Origin of the sequence: Streptomyces sp. WAC 04229 (assembly GCF_003947455.1) — a bacterium.
Lineage (GTDB): Bacteria > Actinomycetota > Actinomycetes > Streptomycetales > Streptomycetaceae > Streptomyces.
The window spans coordinates 1-17,294 of record NZ_QHJH01000143.1 but is presented as its reverse complement, the minus strand read 5'-3'; the positions used below and the strand labels follow the sequence as shown (position 1 = coordinate 17,294).

The following is a 17,294-nucleotide window of genomic DNA, read 5'->3' as shown; positions in this document are numbered from 1 at the left end:
GTCTCGTGGGCTCGGAGATGTGAAAAAGAGACACCGCCAGCGCCGCCCCCGCCAGGGCCGGGGACGTGACGCCGAAGCCGGCCGCCAGGGCCAGGCCGCCGATCCAGGCGCCGCCGGCGTTCGCGAGGTTGAAGGCGGCCTGGTTGGCCGAGGAGGCGAGGGACGGGGCCGCGGTGGCCTTCTCCATCACCATCAGCTGGAGGGGGGAGCCGGTGACGAAGGCGGCCATGCCGAGCAGGGCCACCGACACGGCGGCCGTGACCGGCGTGCGCATCAGGACGGGGAAGAGGGCGAGGACCACGACCAGCGCGGCGAGGCCGCCGAAGAGGGTGCCGCGCAGGGAGTGGTCGGCCAGGCGGCCGCCGAGCAGGTTGCCCGCGGTGGCGCCGACGCCGAACAGGGCCAGCAGCAGCGTCACGCTCGCGTCCGCGAATCCGGCGGCGTCCGTCAGCATCGGCGTGATGTAGCTGTACGCCGCGAAGAGCGCGCCGAAGCCCGCGACCGTGGTGCCGAGTGCCAGCCAGACCGGCAGGGAGCGCAGGGCGGCCAGTTCGCCGCGCAGGCCCGCGGCGGGGGCGGGGGCGTTCTCGCGCGGGATCAGGACGGCCAGGGCCGCTATCGCCGCGACGCCGATCGCGCTCACGCCGAGGAAGGTGGCCCGCCAGCCGAGCGCCTGGCCCATGGCGGTGGCCGCCGGCACGCCGACGATGTTGGCGACGGTGAGGCCCAGGAACATGAGGGAGACGGAGCGGGCCTTGCGTTCGGGGGCCACCATGCCGGTGGCGACCACCGCGCCGACGCCGAAGAAGGCACCGTGCGGCAGGCCGCTGACGAAGCGGGCGGCGAGCAGGGAGATCTCGCCGGGCGCCACGGCCGACAGGGCGTTGCCCAGCACGAAGAGCGCCATCAGGGCGATGAGGACGGAGCGGCGGGACATCCGCGTGGTCGCCGCCGCCAGCAGCGGGGCGCCGATGACGACGCCCAGCGCGTAGGCCGACACGAGGTGGCCCGCGGTGGGGATGGAGATGTCCAGGTCGTCGGCGACGTCGGGCAGCAGGCCCATCATCACGAACTCGGTGGTACCGATGCCGAAGGCGCCCACGGCAAGGGCGAGCAGGGCCAGGGGCATAAGGGGACGTGCCTTTCGAGAGCGGAGTGCGTAAGGGAGGGACGACTGTATGTTCCCCTACGGAACAAAGGCTCTCAGGGCAGGTATTCCACGGGCGAACTTCAGGAGGCCGTTGTGTCGACCTTCACACGCGCGGCGATCGGCAGGTGGTCGCTGCCCGTCGACGGGAGGGTCCAGCTCGTCATCGGCTCGACCCCGTCGACCAGGATCTGGTCGATGCGGGCCATCGGGAAGGACGCCGGCCAGCTGAAGCCGAAGCCGTTGCCGACGGCGCCCTGCGGGGAGCGCATCTGCGAGCTGATCGCGGTGAGCGAGCGGTCGTTCATGGTGCCGTTGAGGTCGCCGAGGAGGATCTTGCGGGGCAGCTTCTCGTCGGCGATGGCCTCGCCGAGGGCGTCGGCGCTCTTGTCCCGCTGCCGGGCGGTGAACCCCGCCTCCAGCTTCACCCGGACGGAGGGCAGGTGGGCGACGTACACCGCGAGCGGCCCGGACGGGGTGGTGACGGTGGCACGCATCGCGCGCTTCCAGCCCAGCTGGATGTCCACCGCCCGCACGTCGGCGACCGGGTACTTGCTCCACAGTCCCACGGTGCCGACGACGGCGTGGTGGGGGTACTTCGACTCCAGCGCCTTCTCGTACGTCGGTACGGCGGACGCCTTCAGCTCCTCCAGGGCCAGCACGTCCGCGCCCGACGCGGACACGGCGCGGGCGGTGCCGGCCGGGTCGGCGTTGTCGGCGTTGACGTTGTGCGTGGCCACCGTGAGGTCGCCGCCGCCGCCGGTCTTGTCGAAGAGCAGGCCGCCGAAGAGGTTCAGCCACACGCTCACCGGCAGCACCAGCGCGATCAGCGCCGTCGCCGACTTGCGGACCACGGCGATCACCAGCAGGACCGGGATCAGGAGGCCGAACCACGGCAGGAAGGTTTCGGTGAGGCTGCCGAGGTTGCCGATGGCGTTCGGGATGTGCGAGTGGGCCGCCATGACCGCGGAGAGGAGGAGCGCGACCGCGGCCGTGACCAGGCCCCGGGTCCAGATCCGCCGGTCGCCGCGCCAGCCGGTGACCACCCGGCCGACCAGGCGTCGAATCCGGTTCCCCCGGCGCTCGGGATCCGAGCCACCGTTGTCCGTCTCCGTCATGTACGCCTGCTGCGCCATACCGTCGCCTCACTGCCCGCCGTGCTCACCGTCGCCCCCGTGACTCAGCACCATAGGGGATGATCGGTTCCGATCCTGCCGTCCTTCGACGGCCGTACGGGCACTGGGACGAACGAGTCGCCGCGCGGGGTTCCGCGTCCCGCCGGCTCGGGTCGCTCTGTGACAGAACGGGCACATTTCACCCCGTGAGCCGATCGGTGGCACGTGACGAGGGTCCCCTAGCCGGAGGGACGGCTCAAGTGCCACCATGGAGGGGATCCGGGGACGCCGTCAGGGCGCCTCGAGATGACATGAAGGAGCCGTTGCCATGACGCAGCTTTCGGCTGCCCCGACGTCGCAGCGCACCCCCGGGGACGGGAGCAGGGCGCTGTACGGGGGCAAGATCAACCGTCGCATCACCGTCCGGGACATCACCGCCGCCAAGGAGCGCGGCGAGAAGTGGCCCATGCTCACCGCGTACGACGCGATGACCGCGTCCGTCTTCGACGAGTCCGGCATCCCGGTGATGCTCGTGGGCGACTCCGCGGGCAACTGCCACCTCGGGTACGAGTCGACCGTGCCCGTCACCCTGGACGAGATGACGATGCTCTCGGCCGCCGTCGTACGGGGCACCAGCCGCGCCCTGATCGTCGGCGACCTGCCCTTCGGCTCCTACCAGGAAGGCCCGGTGCAGGCGCTGCGCTCGGCGACCCGCCTGGTCAAGGAGGCGGGCGTGGGGGCCGTGAAGCTGGAGGGCGGTGAGCGGTCGCACGAGCAGATCCGGCTGCTCGTCGAGTCCGGCATCCCCGTGATGGCGCACATCGGTCTCACCCCGCAGTCCGTGAACGCCATGGGCTACCGGGTGCAGGGCCGCGGCGAGGAGGCGGCCCAGCAGCTGCTGCGCGACGCCAAGGCCGTACAGGACGCGGGCGCCTTCGCCGTCGTCCTGGAGCTGGTGCCGGCCGAGCTGGCCGCCGAGGTGACCCGGACGCTGCACATCCCGACCGTCGGCATCGGCGCGGGCGTGGAGACCGACGCCCAGGTGCTGGTGTGGACCGACATGCTCGGGCTGACCGGCGGCCGGGTGCCGAAGTTCGTCAAGCAGTACGCCGACCTGCGCCAGGTCATCGGCGACGCGGCGAAGGCGTACGCCGAGGACGTCGTCGGCGGCACCTTCCCGCAGGACGAGCACTCCGTCCACTGACAAGCCACCGCGGTACGACACCGGCCCCGCCGATCTTCCCCCGTCGGCGGGGCCGGTGGTTTCGCGGCACCGTCGGCGGGACGCCGGGGGGTGTCGGACGGCTGTCGGTGGCTGTCGGCGCCCTGTCGGTGGTTTGTCGGTGGGGGCTGACAACGTCGTCGGCATGAAGCGAATCGACGACAACCCCTCGGCCGCGGACGCCGCGGTCACCGTACGGGGGCTGGTCAAGCACTACGGCGAGACCAAGGCGCTGGACGGTGTCGACCTGGACGTGCGCGAGGGCACCGTGATGGGTGTGCTCGGACCGAACGGCGCCGGCAAGACCACCCTCGTCCGCATCCTGTCCACCCTCCTCGCGCCCGACTCCGGCCAGGCGCACGTCGCCGGCCACGACGTCGTACGGCAGCCCCGGCAGCTGCGGCGGGTCATAGGCCTCACCGGGCAGTACGCGTCCGTGGACGAGAAGCTCCCCGGCTGGGAGAACCTGTACATGATCGGCCGGCTCCTGGACCTGCCCCGCAAGGAGTCGCGTGCCCGGGCCGACGAACTGCTGGAGCGGTTCTCGCTCACCGACGCCGGCAAGCGGCCCGCGTCCACCTACTCCGGCGGCATGCGGCGCCGCCTCGACCTGGCGGCGTCCATGATCGGGCGCCCGAAGGTCCTCTTCCTCGACGAGCCCACCACCGGCCTGGACCCGCGCACCCGCAACGAGGTGTGGGACGAGGTCAAGCGCATGGTCGGCGACGGCGTCACCGTGCTGCTCACCACCCAGTACATGGAGGAGGCCGAGCAGCTCGCCTCCGAGCTGACCGTCGTCGACCGGGGCCAGGTCATCGCGAACGGCGGCATCGAGGAGCTGAAGGCCAAGGTCGGCGGCCGCACCCTGCGCGTCCGCCCGGCCGACCCGCTGCAACTGCGCCCGCTCGCCGCCTTCCTGGACGAGCTGGGCATCACCGGGCTGGCCGGCAGCACGGTCGACACGCAGCGCGGCGACGTCCTGGTGCCGATCCTGAGCGACGAGCAGCTGACCGCCGTGGTCGGCGCGGTCACCGCGCGCGGCATCACCATCGGCTCCATCACCACCGAACTGCCCAGCCTGGACGAGGTCTTCCTGTCCCTCACCGGCCACCGCGCCAGTGCCCCGCAGGACCCCGCGTCCACCGACGCCCGCGAGGAGGTCGCCGTATGAGCGCCGCCACCACCACTCCCACGGACGACGCCCGCATCTCGCTGCGCGGCCACGCCCGTCACACCAGCGCCCTGGTCCGCCGCAACCTGCTCTGGATCCGGCAGGACCCGGAGTCGATGTTCGACGCGCTGCTGATGCCGGTCGTCTTCACCCTGCTGTTCGTGTACGTCTTCGGCGGGTCGATCGGCCAGGCCCTGGGCGGCGGGCAGGACGGCTACGTGCAGTACGTGATCCCCGGCATGATCGCGATGATGAGCATGACGCTGTCCCAGGGCGTCGGCACCGGGTTCAGCCAGGACTTCAACTCCGGTGTCATGGACCGCTTCCGGTCGCTGCCGATCGGGCGCGGCTCGGTGCTCTTCGCGAAGATCGCGGTGGAGATGGTGCGGATGCTCTTCGCCACCGCCGTGCTGATGATCGTCGCCGTACTGGTCGGCTTCGACATCGACCACTGGGTCGGGCTGTTCGCGGCCGTGGGGCTGTCCGCGGTGTTCGCCTCGTCGATCATGTGGGTGTTCCTCACCCTCGGGGTGATCCTGAAGAACGCGCAGTCCGTGCAGGCGATGGGCTTCCTGGTGCTGTTCCCGCTGCAGTTCGGCTCCTCGATCTTCGCGCCGCCGCAGTCGATGCCGGGCTGGCTCCAGGCCTTCACCGACTACAACCCGCTGTCCACGCTCGCCGACGCGGCGCGCGGCCTGATGGTGGGCGGTCCGGTCGCGCACGACCTGTGGATCACGCTCGGCTGGTCGGTGGCGATCACGGCGGTGATGGCGCCGGTCGCCATCCACAAGTTCCGCACGAAGAGCTGAGTCACGGACGTCACGGACGCGTCGTACGCGTCAGACGAGGGCGACGGCCTCCCCGGGGGAGAGGCGGCCGCCCTCGGCGTACGCGGCGTCGTACGCCTCGGCGCCGAGCGCCGAGCGCACCCGTTCGAGGGCCCGGCCGCGCGCGTCCCGCTCCATGCCGGACGACACGTGGCCGGGCGGCAGCATCGCCTCGGCGGCACCCATGCACCGTGCGCCGTCCGCGGCCCGGCGCCCGCCGTCCACGCGGGCCAGGGCCATCGCGGCGATGGTCAGGTAGGCGGACCGCATGTGCGGGGCGATGGCCGCGGACAGCGGGTCGTCGGCCCGCTCCAGGGACTGGCGGACCTTGGTCAGGCACTCCTCGTGCCGGTCCTCCAGCGTGGCGAGCCATGCCTCCGCGGCGAGGATGAAGGCGTCGAAGACCACGAAGTGCGCGATGGTGAACTCCTCGCGCAGCAGACGCAGTTGCTCGCCCGCCTCGGCGGTGCGGCCGGTCATGCCGAGGTGGCCGGCGAGGAAGAGCCGGGCGGCGGGCATCGCGCCGTTGTGACCGGCGCCGCGATTCCGCTCGATCACGTCGCGCAGGATGCGCTCGCCCTCCTCCGCGTCACCCGACTCCAGCAGCACGCTGCCGAGGCGGGCGTCGAGAACGTCCACCTGGGCGTGCGCGCCGAGCCGCTCGGCGTGTTCCGCGGCGGCCCGGTAGTCGGCGGCGGCGAGTACGTACTCGCCGGTGCGTTCGCGGGCCTCGGCGCGTCCGGAGAGGGCCTCGGCCATGCCCCAGGCGTCGCCGAGGCGGCCGTAGATCTCCAGCGACTCGTCGGCGTCGCGCGTGGCGTCGCCCGCCCAGTCGGTGCGGTTGGCCAGCATGTTGGCGCGCATCTGGAGGGCGCCGGCCAGCTCCCACTCGTAGCCCGGGGTCTCGCGGCAGGTCCGCACGGTGGCGTCCTGGATCTCGCGCAGCCGCTCGATGTCGCCGGCCAGCAGCACGGCGAAGAACCAGAGCACCCCGGGGCTGCGGCAGGTCTGCGGCATGCCCGGCTCGTACGTCGCCGCGATGACCCGCAGCTTGCTCTGGGCCGCGGGCCGCTGCCAGGCGTCCAGTTCCGTGTCCATGCAGGCCAGGTGGGCCAGGTGGATGCCGCGCCGGGCCTCGGCGAGGACCTCGCCGGTCATCGGCGGCGGGGCGGCGGTGCAGCGCTCCCACACCGGCAGGGCGGGGCGGACCGGTTCGGCGAACGGGTCGGGGCCGAGGGCCATGATCTCGACGAACCAGTTCCGGGCCTCCACCCGCAGGTCGCGCATCTGCCAGTACCAGCCCAGGGACAGGGCGAGGGACAGCGCCTCCTGCTCGTCGCGCTCCACGATGGCGTGGCGCAGGGCGGTGCGCACGTTCTCGTACTCGCGCTCCAGCCGCTCGATGGCGGCGAGCTGCTGCGGGCCGCGCAGCAACGGGTCCGTGGTGCGGGCGAATTCGCGGTAGTGCGTCAGGTGGGCGCGTTCGGCGGCGGCCCGGCCGCCGGTCTCGTCGAGGCGTTCGCCGGCGTACTCGGCGACGGTCTCCAGGAGCCGGTAGCGCATGCCCTCGCCGGTCTCCCGGTCGGTCACGGGCGCGGCCACGACGAGGGACTTGTCCACGAGGGAGCCGAGGGCGTCCAGGGCGGCGGGCCCGCACACGGCCTCGGCGGCGGCGAGGTCGCAGCCGCCGGCGAAGACGGAGAGCCGGCCCAGCACCTCCCTCTCGTCGGCGTCCAGCAGGTCCCAGGACCAGTCGACCACCGCGCGCAGCGTCTGCTGGCGGGGCAGGACGGTGCGGCTGCCGGAGGTGAGCAGGCGGAAGCGGTCGTCCAGGCGGTCGGCGATCTGGCGCGGGGTGAGCATGCGCAGCCGGGCGGCGGCCAGTTCGATGGCCAGCGGCAGGCCGTCGAGGCGGCGGCAGATCTCGGCGCAGGCGGCGGCGGTGTCCTCGTCGGCGTCGGGGCGGAAGCCGGGTCGGGCGGCTGCGCCGCGGTCGGCGAGCAGCCGCAGTGCGGCGGGTTCGGGCAGCGGCTCCACCGGGCGCAGGGACTCCCCCGGTACGCCGAGGGGTTCGCGGCTGGTGGCGAGGACGGTCAGGCGGGGGCAGCGGGCGAGCAGTTCCTCGGTGAGGCGGGCGGCGGCCTCCACGACGTGCTCGCAGTTGTCGAGGACGATCAGCATGCGGCGCCTGCCGCAGTGTTCGACGAGGCGCTCGACGGCGGTGGCCCGCCGGTCGGCGCCGACCGCCCGCATCTCCTCGGCACCCGCTCCGTACAGCACGGTCTCGCGGGCGCCGAGGGCGGTCAGCACGGCCTCGGGTACGGCGTCGGGGTCGTCCACGGGGGCCAGTTCGGCGAGCCACACGCCGTCCGGTGCGGTGTCCCCGGCGCCCTCGGCGGCCTCCTGTGACAGTCGGGTCTTCCCGGCGCCGCCGGGCCCGAGGAGGGTGACGAGACGCGTGGTCGCCAGGTCGGCGCGCAGGCACTCCAGGTCGGCGTCCCGGCCGACGAAGGAGGTGAGCCGGGCACGGAGGTTGCCCCGGGGCCGGGCGGCCGCCTCTCGGAGTGGCTCGGCGGGCGCGGTCCGGGCGCCGGGCCCGGGGGGCGTCACCCCTTCCCCGGGCGCGAGCAGTTCCGCGTGCAGGGCCCGCAGCTCGGGCCCGGGGTCGGTGCCGAGCCGGTCGGCGAGCAGGTGCCGTACGGCCTCGTAGGCGGCCAGTGCCTCGGCGGTGCGGCCGGTGTCGCGCAGGGCGCGCAGCCGCAGTGCCTGGAGGGACTCGTCCAGGGGGTGGCCGTCGCACAGCGCGGTCAGCTCGGGCAGGGAGCGCTCGGCCGCCCCGAGGCCGAGGGCGGCGGTGTGCCGGGCGCGCAGGGCGTCCAGGTGCCTGGTCTCCCAGCGGGCCGCCTCGGCGGTGCGGTCGGGCAGGTCGGCGAGGGCGGGGCCGCACCACAGGGCGAGGGCGTCGTCGAGGACGGCGGCCGCCTTCGCCGGGTCGCCGTCGGCGAGGGCGCGGCCGCCCTCCCCGACCAGCCGGTCGAAGCGGTGCAGGTCGACGTCGTCCGGGGCGGCGGTGAGCCGGTACCCGCCGTCGGCCGAGGCGACCGCGTCCGCGCCGAGCGCCCGGCGCAGCCGCCCGACCAGTGCTTGGAGGGCTCCCGGCGCGTCGGCGGGCGGATCCCCGTCCCACACCTCCTCCACCAGCAGCCCCGCGGGCACGGCGCGTCCTGACCTGAGCGCGAGCACGGTCAGCAGCGCACGCAGCCGTGCCCCGCCGAGCGGGACGGCCGTGCCGTCGGGACGGAGTACCTGTGTGGTGCCGAGGATGCGATAGCGCACGGGCCCCATTGTCCCTGGTGCGGTCGGAGCCGGTCACGGGGTTTTGGCGGCGCGGCGGGGCGCCCGTCTGGAACCGCCGGCATCCGCGGGACGTTCTGCCGGTGGGCCCGGTACGGTCGGGCAGTCCCGCAGGTCTTACGTGTGTTCGAGTACCAGGGAGTTCCATGACCACCGCCACCGCCCGCCCCAGTGACCGGCGGGTCAGTCCCGTCTTCCTCGGGATCGTCGCCGTCGCCGCGGTCACGGGGTGGGCCACCTGGAGTGGGTTCGCGGAGCAGCCGGGGCTGGCCGTCTTCCTGTTCGTGACGGCGGCGTGGATCGTCTCGCTGTGCCTGCACGAGTACGCGCACGCCCGCACCGCGCTGCACAGCGGTGACATCTCGGTCGGCGCGAAGGGCTATCTCACCCTTAATCCGGTCAAATACACCCACGCCCTGCTGAGCATCGTGCTCCCGGTGCTGTTCGTGATCATGGGCGGGATCGGGCTGCCCGGCGGGGCCGTCTTCATCGAGCGCGGGCGGATCCGGGGGCGGTGGCGGCACAGTCTGATCTCGGCCGCGGGTCCGCTGACGAACGTCCTGTTCGCCGTGGTGTGCACGGCGCCGTTCTGGCTGGACGCGCTGGACGGCGTGCCGCACGACTTCCGGCTGGCGCTGGCCTTCCTCGCGCTGCTCCAGGTGACGGCGGCGATCCTGAACTTCCTGCCGGTGCCGGGTCTGGACGGCTACGGGGTGATCGAGCCCTGGCTGTCGTACAACGTGCGGCGGCAGGTGGAGCCGCTCGCGCCGTTCGGGCTGCTGATCGTGTTCGCGCTGCTGTGGATCCCGGCCGTCAACGGGGTGTTCTTCGACGCGATCGACGCGATCCTGCGCGGGCTGGGGATCGGCGAGGTCGACACGTACTGCGGCTTCGAGCTGTACCGGTTCTGGCAGACCGACGAGCTGTGCACGGTCGCCGGGTGACGGCGCTCAGCCCGTGACGGACTCGCGGCGAGTGTCCCGGCCGCGCTTGACGTAGTACCAGCACATGTTGGACGACAGCCCCGACAGCAGCACCCACACGACGCCGATCAGCACGCTGCCCTGCACGAAGGAGACGACGGCGGCGGTCACCGCGAGGACGCAGACGACCAGGGCGTAGAGGGCGAGGCGGGGCATGGGGCTGGCTCCTGTCGGGGGACACGTGCGGGTGACGCGGGTACCGCGGCACCCACCAGTGTCCCCCATCGGCTCACACGTCCGTGACGCGGAGCCCGGCGTGTGCCTTGTAGCGGCGGTTGACGGAGATCAGGTTGGCGACCAGCGACTCGACCTGGTGGGCGTTGCGCAGCCGCCCGGCGAAGATGCCGCGCATGCCGGGGATGCGTCCGGCGAGGGCCTGCACCCGCTCCACGTCGGCGCGGTCCTCGCCGAGCACCATCACGTCGGTGTCGATCTCGTCGATCTCCGGGTCCTGGAGGAGGACCGCCGAGAGGTGGTGGAAGGCGGCGGTGACCCTGCTGTCCGGCAGCAGGGCGGCGGCCTGCTCGGCGGCGCTGCCCTCCTCGGGCTTGAGCGCGTAGGCGCCCTTCTTGTCGAAGCCGAGCGGGTTGACGCAGTCGACGACGAGCTTGCCGGCCAGTTCCGTGCGCAGGGATTCGAGGGTCTTGCCGTGGCCCTCCCAGGGCACGGCGACGATCACGACGTCGCTGCGGCGGGCGGTCTCGGCGTTGTCGGCGCCCTCGACGCCGTGCCCGAGTTCCGCGGCGGCGGCCTCCGCGCGTTCGGCGGCGCGCGAGCCGATGATCACCTTCTGGCCGGCCCTGGCGAGGCGGTACGCGAGGCCCTTGCCCTGCGGGCCGGTGCCGCCGAGCACGCCCACGACCAGCCCGGAGACGTCGGGCAGGTCCCAGGGGTCCTTGGCGGGGGCCTTCTGTGCGGCACTGTCGGTAGAGGTCATGGGCCGACCCTACGTCCGCCCCGGTCACGACGGTCGTACGGGTCTCGGCGCCGGCGGCGGGCCCTCCCCGGTATCCCCGGGTCGGGGGCGCCGGCGGCGGGCCCTCCCCGGTATCCCCGGGTCGGGCGAATCCGGGGCGAACGCCGGACCGGGCGGGCGGGGTTGCGGCAGGATGCGGCCGCATGGACGCCGTACGGGTCGCGCTGCTGCGGGAAGTGCTCGCCGGGACCGAGTGGCTGGGGGCCACCCGGAGGTTCGCGGGGTCGCTGCGGGGGTCGGTGGTCCCGCACGGGGGCGGGTTGCTGCTCGTGGGCACCGCCGAGCACGAGCCCTGGCACCTGGCGGCGCACCTGGTGGACGAGGCCGCCTGGTCGGGGACGCCGGAACTGGCGCCCACGCTGGTGCGGCACGACGCGCGTCCCACGGACCCGGCGCATCTGGCGGTGGGTCTCGGGCGGCTGGCGGCGGCCCGGCGCGGGGAGACGCTGCTGGTGGTGACGCCCGCCGATCCGGGCGCTCCGCTGCTGGAACGGGTGCACGACGCCCGCCGGGCCGGTGCGACGGTGCTGTCGCTGGGCACCGACCGCGGCCCGGGCGAGCGGGAGCTGACGGCGATGGCGCACGAGGCACTGACCGTGCCGGACGGCGCCGAGCTGGACCTGGACACGGTGCAGCACCTGGTCAGCGCGGCGGCCGGCGAGAACGCGGTGCCGCCGCCGCGGGGCCGCCGCCGCTTCCGCGACCGCCTGTCCCGCCTGGCCGACCACCTGACGGCCCCGCCTCCGTCCGGCTGGTGAGGGCCGGTCCGGGGTCTGGGGAAATCCGGTTGCCGCCGTTCTCCGCCCGGCCCGACGATGGCTCCTCGTGACCGAAGCCTCCCCCGTCTCCGACGACGCGCCCGTCGGCCTGCGTGCCCTGCTGCCCGACCTCTCGCCCTGGCGGGCCTCCCGGGACTTCCGGCGGCTCTGGGTCGCCGGGCTGATCACTACTTTCGGGAGCTTCCTGACCTTCGTCGCGCTGCCGGTGCAGGTCAAGGAGCTGACCGGGTCCGCGGCGGCGGTGGGGGCGATCGGCGCCGTGGAGCTGGTGCCGCTGGTGGTGTTCGGGCTGTACGGCGGCGCGCTGGCCGACGCCTGGGACAAGCGGAAGCTGATCGTGTGGACGGAGGCCGGTCAGGGCGTGCTGTGCGCCGCGCTGCTGGTCAACTCGCTGATGCCGAGCCCCGCCGTGTGGCCGCTGTACGTGATCGCCGCGCTCACCTCGGCGCTCGGCGCGGTGCAGCGCCCCGCCCTGGACGCGCTGATCCCGCGGATCGTCGCCCATGAGCACCTGCCGGCCGCCGCCTCGCTGAACGCGCTGCGCTGGCAGGTCGGCGGGATCGCGGGGCCGGCGCTGGCCGGTGTGGTGGTGGCGTACGCGGGTCTCGGCTGGGCGTACGCGGTGGACCTGGTCACCTTCCTCGCCTCCGTGGCCCTGGTGGTGGGCCTCGCCTCCGCACCCGCCTCGCACGAGGCGGCGAAGCCGTCGTGGGCGGCGATCGCCGAGGGGGCCCGCTACGCGTGGAGCCGCAAGGAGCTGCTGGGCACGTACGCGGTCGACCTGGCGGCGATGTTCCTGGCGATGCCGCTCGCGGTGCTGCCGTTCCTGGCGGACGAGCTGGACGCCGAGTGGTCGCTGGGACTGATGTACGCGGCGATCCCGGCGGGGTCGCTGCTGGTGAGCGTGAGCAGCGGGTGGACGTCGCGGGTGCACCGGCACGGGCGGATGGTGGTGCTGGCGGCGGCCGGGTGGGGTGTGGCGATCGCCGCCGCGGGGATCGCCGGGACCGTGTGGCTCGTGCTGCTGTGCCTCGTCCTGGCCGGCGCCTGCGACATGGTCAGCGGCGTCTTCCGCAGCGCGATGTGGAACCAGACCATCCCGGACGAGCTGCGCGGGCGTCTCGCGGGCATCGAGTTGCTGTCGTACTCGGTGGGCCCGCAGCTGGGCCAGGTCCGGGCGGGCGGCACGGCCGCGCTCACCGGGGTGCGCGCCTCGGTGTGGTCGGGCGGACTGCTGTGCGCCGGGGCGGTGGGGCTGCTGGCGCTGTGTCTGCCGACGATGATGACGTACGACGTGCGGACCAACGAGCACGCGGTGCGGCTGCGCGAGAAACGCGCGGCCGCCCGCACGCCGGACGCCTGATCAGGCCCCGCGCCGAGGCCCGGTCAGGCGTCCGGTCACTCGTCGTCGGAACGGCCCGCGGGGGCGTCGTGCCACTTGGGGTCGTTCTCCCATTCGAGGTTGCGCTCGCGGGCGGTCTGCATCGCGTGCTCGGCCTCGGCGCGGGAGGCGTACGGCCCGAAGCGGTTCTTCGCCGGGCACTCCGGGCCCTCCTCGACCTTCTTGTGCTCCAGGCAGTAGTACCACTCGCCCGGCTTGCCGACCGTGCGCTTCTTGAACAGGGCCATGACCAGCTCCTCTCGCCACCGACATGTTCCCCCATGCCCGCTGGTTAGACTCCTTCGCATGTCTGGCCAGTCGCTGCTCGTACCAGGGGAGCTGTCTCCCACCCGTTCCGTGCCCGGAAACATCCGGCGGCCCGAGTACGTCGGAAAGCCCGCGCCCACGCCGTACACCGGTCCGGAGGTGCAGACGCCCGAGACCGTCGAGGCGATGCGCGTGGCCGGGCGGATCGCGGCGCGGGCGATGGAGGAGGCCGCGAAGCTCATCGCGCCCGGTGTGACGACGGACGAGCTGGACCGGGTGGCGCACGCCTACATGTGCGACCACGGCGCCTACCCGTCGACGCTCGGTTACCGCGGTTTCCCCAAGTCGCTGTGCAGCTCGGTCAACGAGGTCATCTGCCACGGCATCCCCGACTCCACGGTGCTGCGCGACGGCGACATCGTGAACCTCGACGTGACGGCGTACATCGGCGGTGTGCACGGCGACAACAACGCGACGTACCTGGTCGGCGAGGTGGACGAGGAGAGCCGGCTGCTGGTCGAGCGGACCCGGGAGGCGCTGGCCCGCGCGATCAAGGCGGTCCGGCCGGGCCGGCAGATCAACATCATCGGCCGGGTCATCGAGTCGTACGCCAAGCGGTTCGGGTACGGGGTGGTGCGGGACTTCACCGGGCACGGCATCAACACGTCGTTCCACTCGGGGCTCATCGTCCCGCACTACGACAGCCCGCACGCGACGACCGTCATCCAGCCCGGGATGACCTTCACCATCGAGCCGATGCTGACGCTCGGGACGCACGAGTACGACATGTGGGACGACGGCTGGACGGTCGTGACGAAGGACCGCCGGCGGACGGCGCAGTTCGAGCACACGCTGGTGGTGACCGACTCGGGGGCGGAGATCCTCACCCTCCCGTAGCCCCCACCGCGCCCGGTGAAGGCCCGCACTCCTCGAGGTGCGGGCCTTCACATGTCTGGGTAGCCTTTTGCCGACAGACCGTCGGAAAGACCTTGACTTAGGTAAGCCTAACCATAGAAAATCGGCCCATGGACTCCTTCTCGACCCTCATCCGCACGGCGTCGCACGAGCAGCACGTGGAGGCCGAGACCTCCACGTTCATGAGCGACCTGCTCGGCGGCCGGCTCGGCGTCGACGCGTACGCCCGCTACACCGAGCAGCTGTGGTTCGTCTACGAAGCCCTGGAGAGCGCCGCCGACCGCCTCGCGGCGGACCCGGTGGCCGGTCCGTTCATCCGCCCGCAGCTGCTGCGGCTGGCCTCGCTGGAGCGGGACCTGGCCCATCTGCGCGGCCCCGGCTGGCGTGCGGGGCTGACCCCCCTGCCCGCGACGGAGGAGTACGCCTCCCGGGTGCGCGAGTGCGCCGAGGAGTGGCCCGCGGGATACGTCGCCCACCACTACACGCGCTACCTCGGCGACCTGTCCGGCGGTCAGATCATCCGCGACAAGGCGGAGCGGACGTGGGGCTTCGCCCGCAAGGGCGACGGAGTCCGGTTCTACGTCTTCGAGGAGATCGGCAACCCGGCCGCCTTCAAGCGGGAGTACCGCGAACTGCTCGACGGCATCCGCGCGGACGACCTGGAGAAGCAGCGGGTAGTGGCCGAGTGCAAGCGCGCCTTCGCCCTGAACACGGGGGTCTTCCGGGCGCTGGGCGAGGAGTTCCCGCTGTCCGCCTGATCCGACCCGGACACCGGCGTACGACAACAGTCACCTCCCGGCCCTGGCCGGGAGGGGACCGCCGCGGTCACCGCTCCAGGCGCACCCGCCCGCCGATCTCGATCCAGCCCTCCGGCTGCGGGGCGGTGAGGATCTGCGAGCCGGCGCCCTGCGTGATGTTGAGCGCGCGGCCCAGCCGAGCGGTCAGCAGCAGCGCCGCCGCACCGGTCGCCTCGTCCTCGTCGATGCCGTCGCCCCGGCCCGGGAAGGCACGGGCCCGCACGCGCCCCGCCGCCTCGTCCTCCCACGCCCAGGCGTAGATCCTCCCCCAGACTTCGTCCGGGGGGACCCCCATCTCGCTTCGCTCGCCCGGCGGCGGCACCGGCAGGTCGTCCACCTCGGCGGCGGTGGCGTACTGGCGCAGGGTGCGCGGCGGGGCCCACTCGGGGCGGGCCTCGATCCAGCTGAACTCCCCGTCCAGCCGGGCGCCCACCACCCCGGCCGGGGTGACGAGTTCGGGCACGTCGAGCAGCCAGGCCGTGCCGACGCAGGGATGCCCGGCGAAGGGCAGGCGCAGGGTGGGCGTGTAGATGTCGACGACACCGCGCTCCGGGTCGTCGACGAACACCGTCTCGCTGAAGCCGAGTTTCGCGGCCAGCTCCTGCCGCCGCCCCGGCTCGGGCACCACGGAGCCCTCGCGGACGACGCCCAGCTCGTTGCCGTATCCGCCGTTCGGCGCGCAGAAGACGCGCAGTACGTCGTAGTCAGTCACCGGGGCATTCAAGCATCGTCCGGCGGGCCGGGGCGGCACGGGAGTCCGCCCCGGCCCGCGTCGGACTACTGCTGGGTCCGGCGCCTGCGGGTCGCGTAGACCGCTCCCGCGCCGATCGCGACCGCGACGCCCGCCGCCCCGGCCAGGGCCGGTCCCGGGATGTCGGAGCCGGTGGTGGCGAGGGCGCCCCCGCCGGTCGAGCCGCCCGTCGTCGTGCCGGTGCCGCCGATGGTGGAGGCGGTCCCTCCGGTGCCTCCGGTGCTCCCGCCCGACGAGCCGCCGTCCGGGAGCTGGGCGCCGTCGCTGAGCGCCACCGACAGGTCGACGGTGTCCAGGGCGGTGCCGGCCGGGTAGAAGTCGCCGAAGGCCTTCGCGCCGGCCGCGGTGAGTGTGGCGGCGACGCCGTCGGCCGTGATGACGTCCTGCTCGGCGGCGAGGTCGGCGGACTTGGCCTTCAGGTCGGCCAGCACCACACCCTCGGTGAGCGTGCCGAGGCTGTTCACGTCGGCGCTCAGCTTGCCGCTGCCTCCGTCGAGGGTGGCCTTGAGGTTGCTCAGGGTCAGGTCGAGGCCGTATGTGCCGTTGGTCTCGTGGCCCTTGAAGTTCACGGCGCCCGCGAAGGAGGCGGTGAGCCTGTCGGCGTCGGTGTCGTAGGTGCCGGTGGCGTCCTTGAAGGTGAAGGCGCCGTTGCCGGCCGCCTGGGTGGCGCCGCCGGAGACGGTGACCCTGCCCTTGGCCACGGGGCCGACGACGTAGGCGCGGAAGGTCTGCTTCACGCCCCAGCCGAGGGTGCCGTCGGCGACCTCGCCCTTGGTGGCGGCCTCGGTGGCGGAGGCGGACGGGCTCGCCTCCGTGGTCTTCGTCGGCGTCGGGGCGGGTGGCTCGGTCTCGGGCCGCTCGGTGGGGGCGGTCTGCGAGGCGGACGGGGACGGTTCCTGCGTCCGCGTCTGGGACGGGGAGGGCGACGGCGAGGCGGGCGGCGTGCTCGGCGGCGTCTTCTGGACGACCGTCAGCGGGTCGCCGGCCGCGCCCGCGTAGCTCGCGCTGCCGAGGTACTCCCCCGCCTCGGCGGTGAGGGTGGTGGCCATGTCCTTCATCGCACGGGTCACGGCGACCGTGGCGAGCGGGACGTCGTCGCCCTCGGTGGTCCTGGGGGCGCCCGCGGAGGTGTCGACCTTTCTGATGTCGGCCGTGATCTCGCCGGCCTTGCTGTCGAAGCGCACGTCGGTGAGCGTGATCTCGAAGCCGTGCGCCGCGGACTTGCTCACCAGCCCGCCCTTGAAGGCCAGGTCGACGGTGTGTCCCGTGGTGTCGTAGGTGCCGGTGCCGTCGACGAAGGTGAACGCGCCGTTGCCCGCGGCCTGGGTGGCGCCGCCCGACGTGGTGAAGGTGCCGAACATGCCGACGTAATTGCGGTACGACTGCTTGATGCCCCACGTCAGCTCGTAGTCGGCGAGCGGGACTTCGGCCGCCGTGGCGGTGGTGGCGCCGGCCGTGACGAGGACCGTGGCGCCGAGCGCGGCGGCGGTGGCCACGGCTGCGGCGAGGGCGGTGGAGCGGCGTCGTCTGACGGGCATGGCTCGGTTCTCCTTGGGTGAGGGGTCGCCGGGGGCGGTCCGGTGTCGTGTGTCTCCGGGGGGGGTCAGCC

At 73.3% G+C, this 17,294-nt stretch carries 16 protein-coding genes; 8 read left to right on the top strand and 8 right to left on the bottom strand.

Annotated elements, in window-relative coordinates:
- The coding region (locus DMH12_RS28345; protein ID WP_125494291.1) for an MFS transporter at window positions 1-1,129 on the bottom strand (1,129 nt) is incomplete at its 3' end.
- 101 nt (window positions 1,130-1,230) lie between these two features.
- Window positions 1,231-2,283, bottom strand: coding sequence for an endonuclease/exonuclease/phosphatase family protein (locus DMH12_RS28340; RefSeq protein ID WP_125494290.1), 1,053 nt, complete (start codon window positions 2,281-2,283; stop codon window positions 1,231-1,233).
- Window positions 2,284-2,590: 307 nt separating this feature from the next.
- Between DMH12_RS28340 and panB the strand changes: the two genes are divergently transcribed.
- The 3 genes from panB to DMH12_RS28325 all read left to right on the top strand — a co-directional run bounded on the left by panB (window position 2,591) and on the right by DMH12_RS28325 (window position 5,464).
- Window positions 2,591-3,466 (top strand): 3-methyl-2-oxobutanoate hydroxymethyltransferase, encoded by an 876-nt coding sequence (gene panB / locus DMH12_RS28335; protein WP_125494289.1) that lies wholly within the window; start codon window positions 2,591-2,593, stop codon window positions 3,464-3,466.
- 163 nt (window positions 3,467-3,629) lie between these two features.
- Window positions 3,630-4,655: an ATP-binding cassette domain-containing protein gene (locus tag DMH12_RS28330; protein ID WP_125494288.1), complete on the top strand. Its 1,026-nt coding sequence runs from the start codon at window positions 3,630-3,632 to the stop codon at window positions 4,653-4,655.
- The gene (locus DMH12_RS28325) at window positions 4,652-5,464 is read left to right on the top strand and encodes an ABC transporter permease (protein ID WP_125494287.1); all 813 of its coding nucleotides are present in this window, start codon (window positions 4,652-4,654) and stop codon (window positions 5,462-5,464) included. Before DMH12_RS28330 ends, DMH12_RS28325 begins: the two co-directional genes overlap by 4 nt.
- A 30-nt stretch (window positions 5,465-5,494) precedes the next feature.
- Here the strand turns inward: DMH12_RS28325 and DMH12_RS28320 are convergent, their stop codons facing one another.
- Window positions 5,495-8,827, bottom strand: coding sequence for a BTAD domain-containing putative transcriptional regulator (locus DMH12_RS28320; protein WP_125494286.1), 3,333 nt, complete (start codon window positions 8,825-8,827; stop codon window positions 5,495-5,497).
- Between the two features lie 155 nt (window positions 8,828-8,982).
- Here DMH12_RS28320 and DMH12_RS28315 point away from each other — a divergent pair, with 155 nt between their 5' ends.
- Entirely contained in the window at window positions 8,983-9,780 is a 798-nt protein-coding gene (locus DMH12_RS28315) for a site-2 protease family protein (RefSeq protein WP_125494285.1), read from the top strand.
- A 6-nt stretch (window positions 9,781-9,786) separates the two neighbouring features.
- Here DMH12_RS28315 and DMH12_RS28310 read toward each other — a convergent pair whose 3' ends face one another.
- Both DMH12_RS28310 and npdG read right to left on the bottom strand, forming a co-directional pair.
- Window positions 9,787-10,044, bottom strand: a complete 258-nt coding sequence (locus tag DMH12_RS28310; protein WP_382811885.1) for a hypothetical protein — start codon at window positions 10,042-10,044, stop codon at window positions 9,787-9,789.
- Window positions 10,045-10,048: 4 nt separating this feature from the next.
- A complete protein-coding gene (npdG, locus tag DMH12_RS28305) occupies window positions 10,049-10,756 on the bottom strand; it encodes an NADPH-dependent F420 reductase (protein ID WP_122620419.1) in 708 nt (235 codons plus the stop codon).
- A 182-nt stretch (window positions 10,757-10,938) separates the two neighbouring features.
- Here npdG and DMH12_RS28300 point away from each other — a divergent pair, with 182 nt between their 5' ends.
- Entirely contained in the window at window positions 10,939-11,553 is a 615-nt protein-coding gene (locus tag DMH12_RS28300) for a hypothetical protein (RefSeq protein ID WP_125494284.1), read from the top strand.
- Between the two features lie 67 nt (window positions 11,554-11,620).
- Window positions 11,621-12,937, top strand: coding sequence for an MFS transporter (locus DMH12_RS28295; RefSeq protein WP_125494283.1), 1,317 nt, complete (start codon window positions 11,621-11,623; stop codon window positions 12,935-12,937).
- Window positions 12,938-12,972: 35 nt separating this feature from the next.
- On the opposite strand, the gene DMH12_RS28290 is transcribed toward DMH12_RS28295, so the two are convergent.
- Window positions 12,973-13,203 carry a hypothetical protein gene (locus tag DMH12_RS28290; protein WP_125494282.1) on the bottom strand — a complete coding sequence of 77 codons (231 nt, stop codon included), beginning with the start codon at window positions 13,201-13,203 and terminating at the stop codon, window positions 12,973-12,975.
- A 58-nt stretch (window positions 13,204-13,261) separates the two neighbouring features.
- On the opposite strand from DMH12_RS28290, the gene map reads away from it, so the two are divergent.
- Together map and DMH12_RS28280 are read left to right on the top strand one after the other, a co-directional pair.
- On the top strand, window positions 13,262-14,119 hold the full coding sequence (gene map / locus DMH12_RS28285) for a type I methionyl aminopeptidase (protein ID WP_122620416.1): 858 nt from the start codon (window positions 13,262-13,264) through the stop codon (window positions 14,117-14,119).
- Window positions 14,120-14,247: 128 nt separating this feature from the next.
- On the top strand, window positions 14,248-14,895 hold the full coding sequence (locus DMH12_RS28280) for a heme oxygenase (biliverdin-producing) (protein WP_125494281.1): 648 nt from the start codon (window positions 14,248-14,250) through the stop codon (window positions 14,893-14,895).
- A 67-nt stretch (window positions 14,896-14,962) separates the two neighbouring features.
- Here DMH12_RS28280 and DMH12_RS28275 read toward each other — a convergent pair whose 3' ends face one another.
- Both DMH12_RS28275 and DMH12_RS28270 read right to left on the bottom strand, forming a co-directional pair.
- Entirely contained in the window at window positions 14,963-15,646 is a 684-nt protein-coding gene (locus DMH12_RS28275) for a PhzF family phenazine biosynthesis protein (protein WP_125494280.1), read from the bottom strand.
- A 65-nt stretch (window positions 15,647-15,711) separates the two neighbouring features.
- Window positions 15,712-17,223, bottom strand: a complete 1,512-nt coding sequence (locus DMH12_RS28270) for an HtaA domain-containing protein (protein ID WP_125494279.1) — start codon at window positions 17,221-17,223, stop codon at window positions 15,712-15,714.
- Between the last annotated feature and the right edge of the window lie 71 nt (window positions 17,224-17,294).

Bases quoted from the DNA above. Each gene is read 5' to 3' on its own strand.
- panB (WP_125494289.1), top strand. From the start codon at position 2,591: ATGACGCAGCTTTCGGCTGCCCCGACGTCGCAGCGCACCCCCGGGGAC.
- DMH12_RS28310 (WP_382811885.1), bottom strand. From the start codon at position 10,044: ATGGGGGACACTGGTGGGTGCCGCGGTACCCGCGTCACCCGCACGTGT.
- DMH12_RS28280 (WP_125494281.1), top strand. From the start codon at position 14,248: ATGGACTCCTTCTCGACCCTCATCCGCACGGCGTCGCACGAGCAGCAC.
- DMH12_RS28340 (WP_125494290.1), bottom strand. From the start codon at position 2,283: ATGGCGCAGCAGGCGTACATGACGGAGACGGACAACGGTGGCTCGGAT.
- DMH12_RS28290 (WP_125494282.1), bottom strand. From the start codon at position 13,203: ATGGCCCTGTTCAAGAAGCGCACGGTCGGCAAGCCGGGCGAGTGGTAC.
- DMH12_RS28320 (WP_125494286.1), bottom strand. From the start codon at position 8,827: ATGGGGCCCGTGCGCTATCGCATCCTCGGCACCACACAGGTACTCCGT.
- npdG (WP_122620419.1), bottom strand. From the start codon at position 10,756: ATGACCTCTACCGACAGTGCCGCACAGAAGGCCCCCGCCAAGGACCCC.
- DMH12_RS28300 (WP_125494284.1), top strand. From the start codon at position 10,939: ATGGACGCCGTACGGGTCGCGCTGCTGCGGGAAGTGCTCGCCGGGACC.
- DMH12_RS28315 (WP_125494285.1), top strand. From the start codon at position 8,983: ATGACCACCGCCACCGCCCGCCCCAGTGACCGGCGGGTCAGTCCCGTC.
- map (WP_122620416.1), top strand. From the start codon at position 13,262: ATGTCTGGCCAGTCGCTGCTCGTACCAGGGGAGCTGTCTCCCACCCGT.
- DMH12_RS28270 (WP_125494279.1), bottom strand. From the start codon at position 17,223: ATGCCCGTCAGACGACGCCGCTCCACCGCCCTCGCCGCAGCCGTGGCC.
- DMH12_RS28330 (WP_125494288.1), top strand. From the start codon at position 3,630: ATGAAGCGAATCGACGACAACCCCTCGGCCGCGGACGCCGCGGTCACC.
- DMH12_RS28325 (WP_125494287.1), top strand. From the start codon at position 4,652: ATGAGCGCCGCCACCACCACTCCCACGGACGACGCCCGCATCTCGCTG.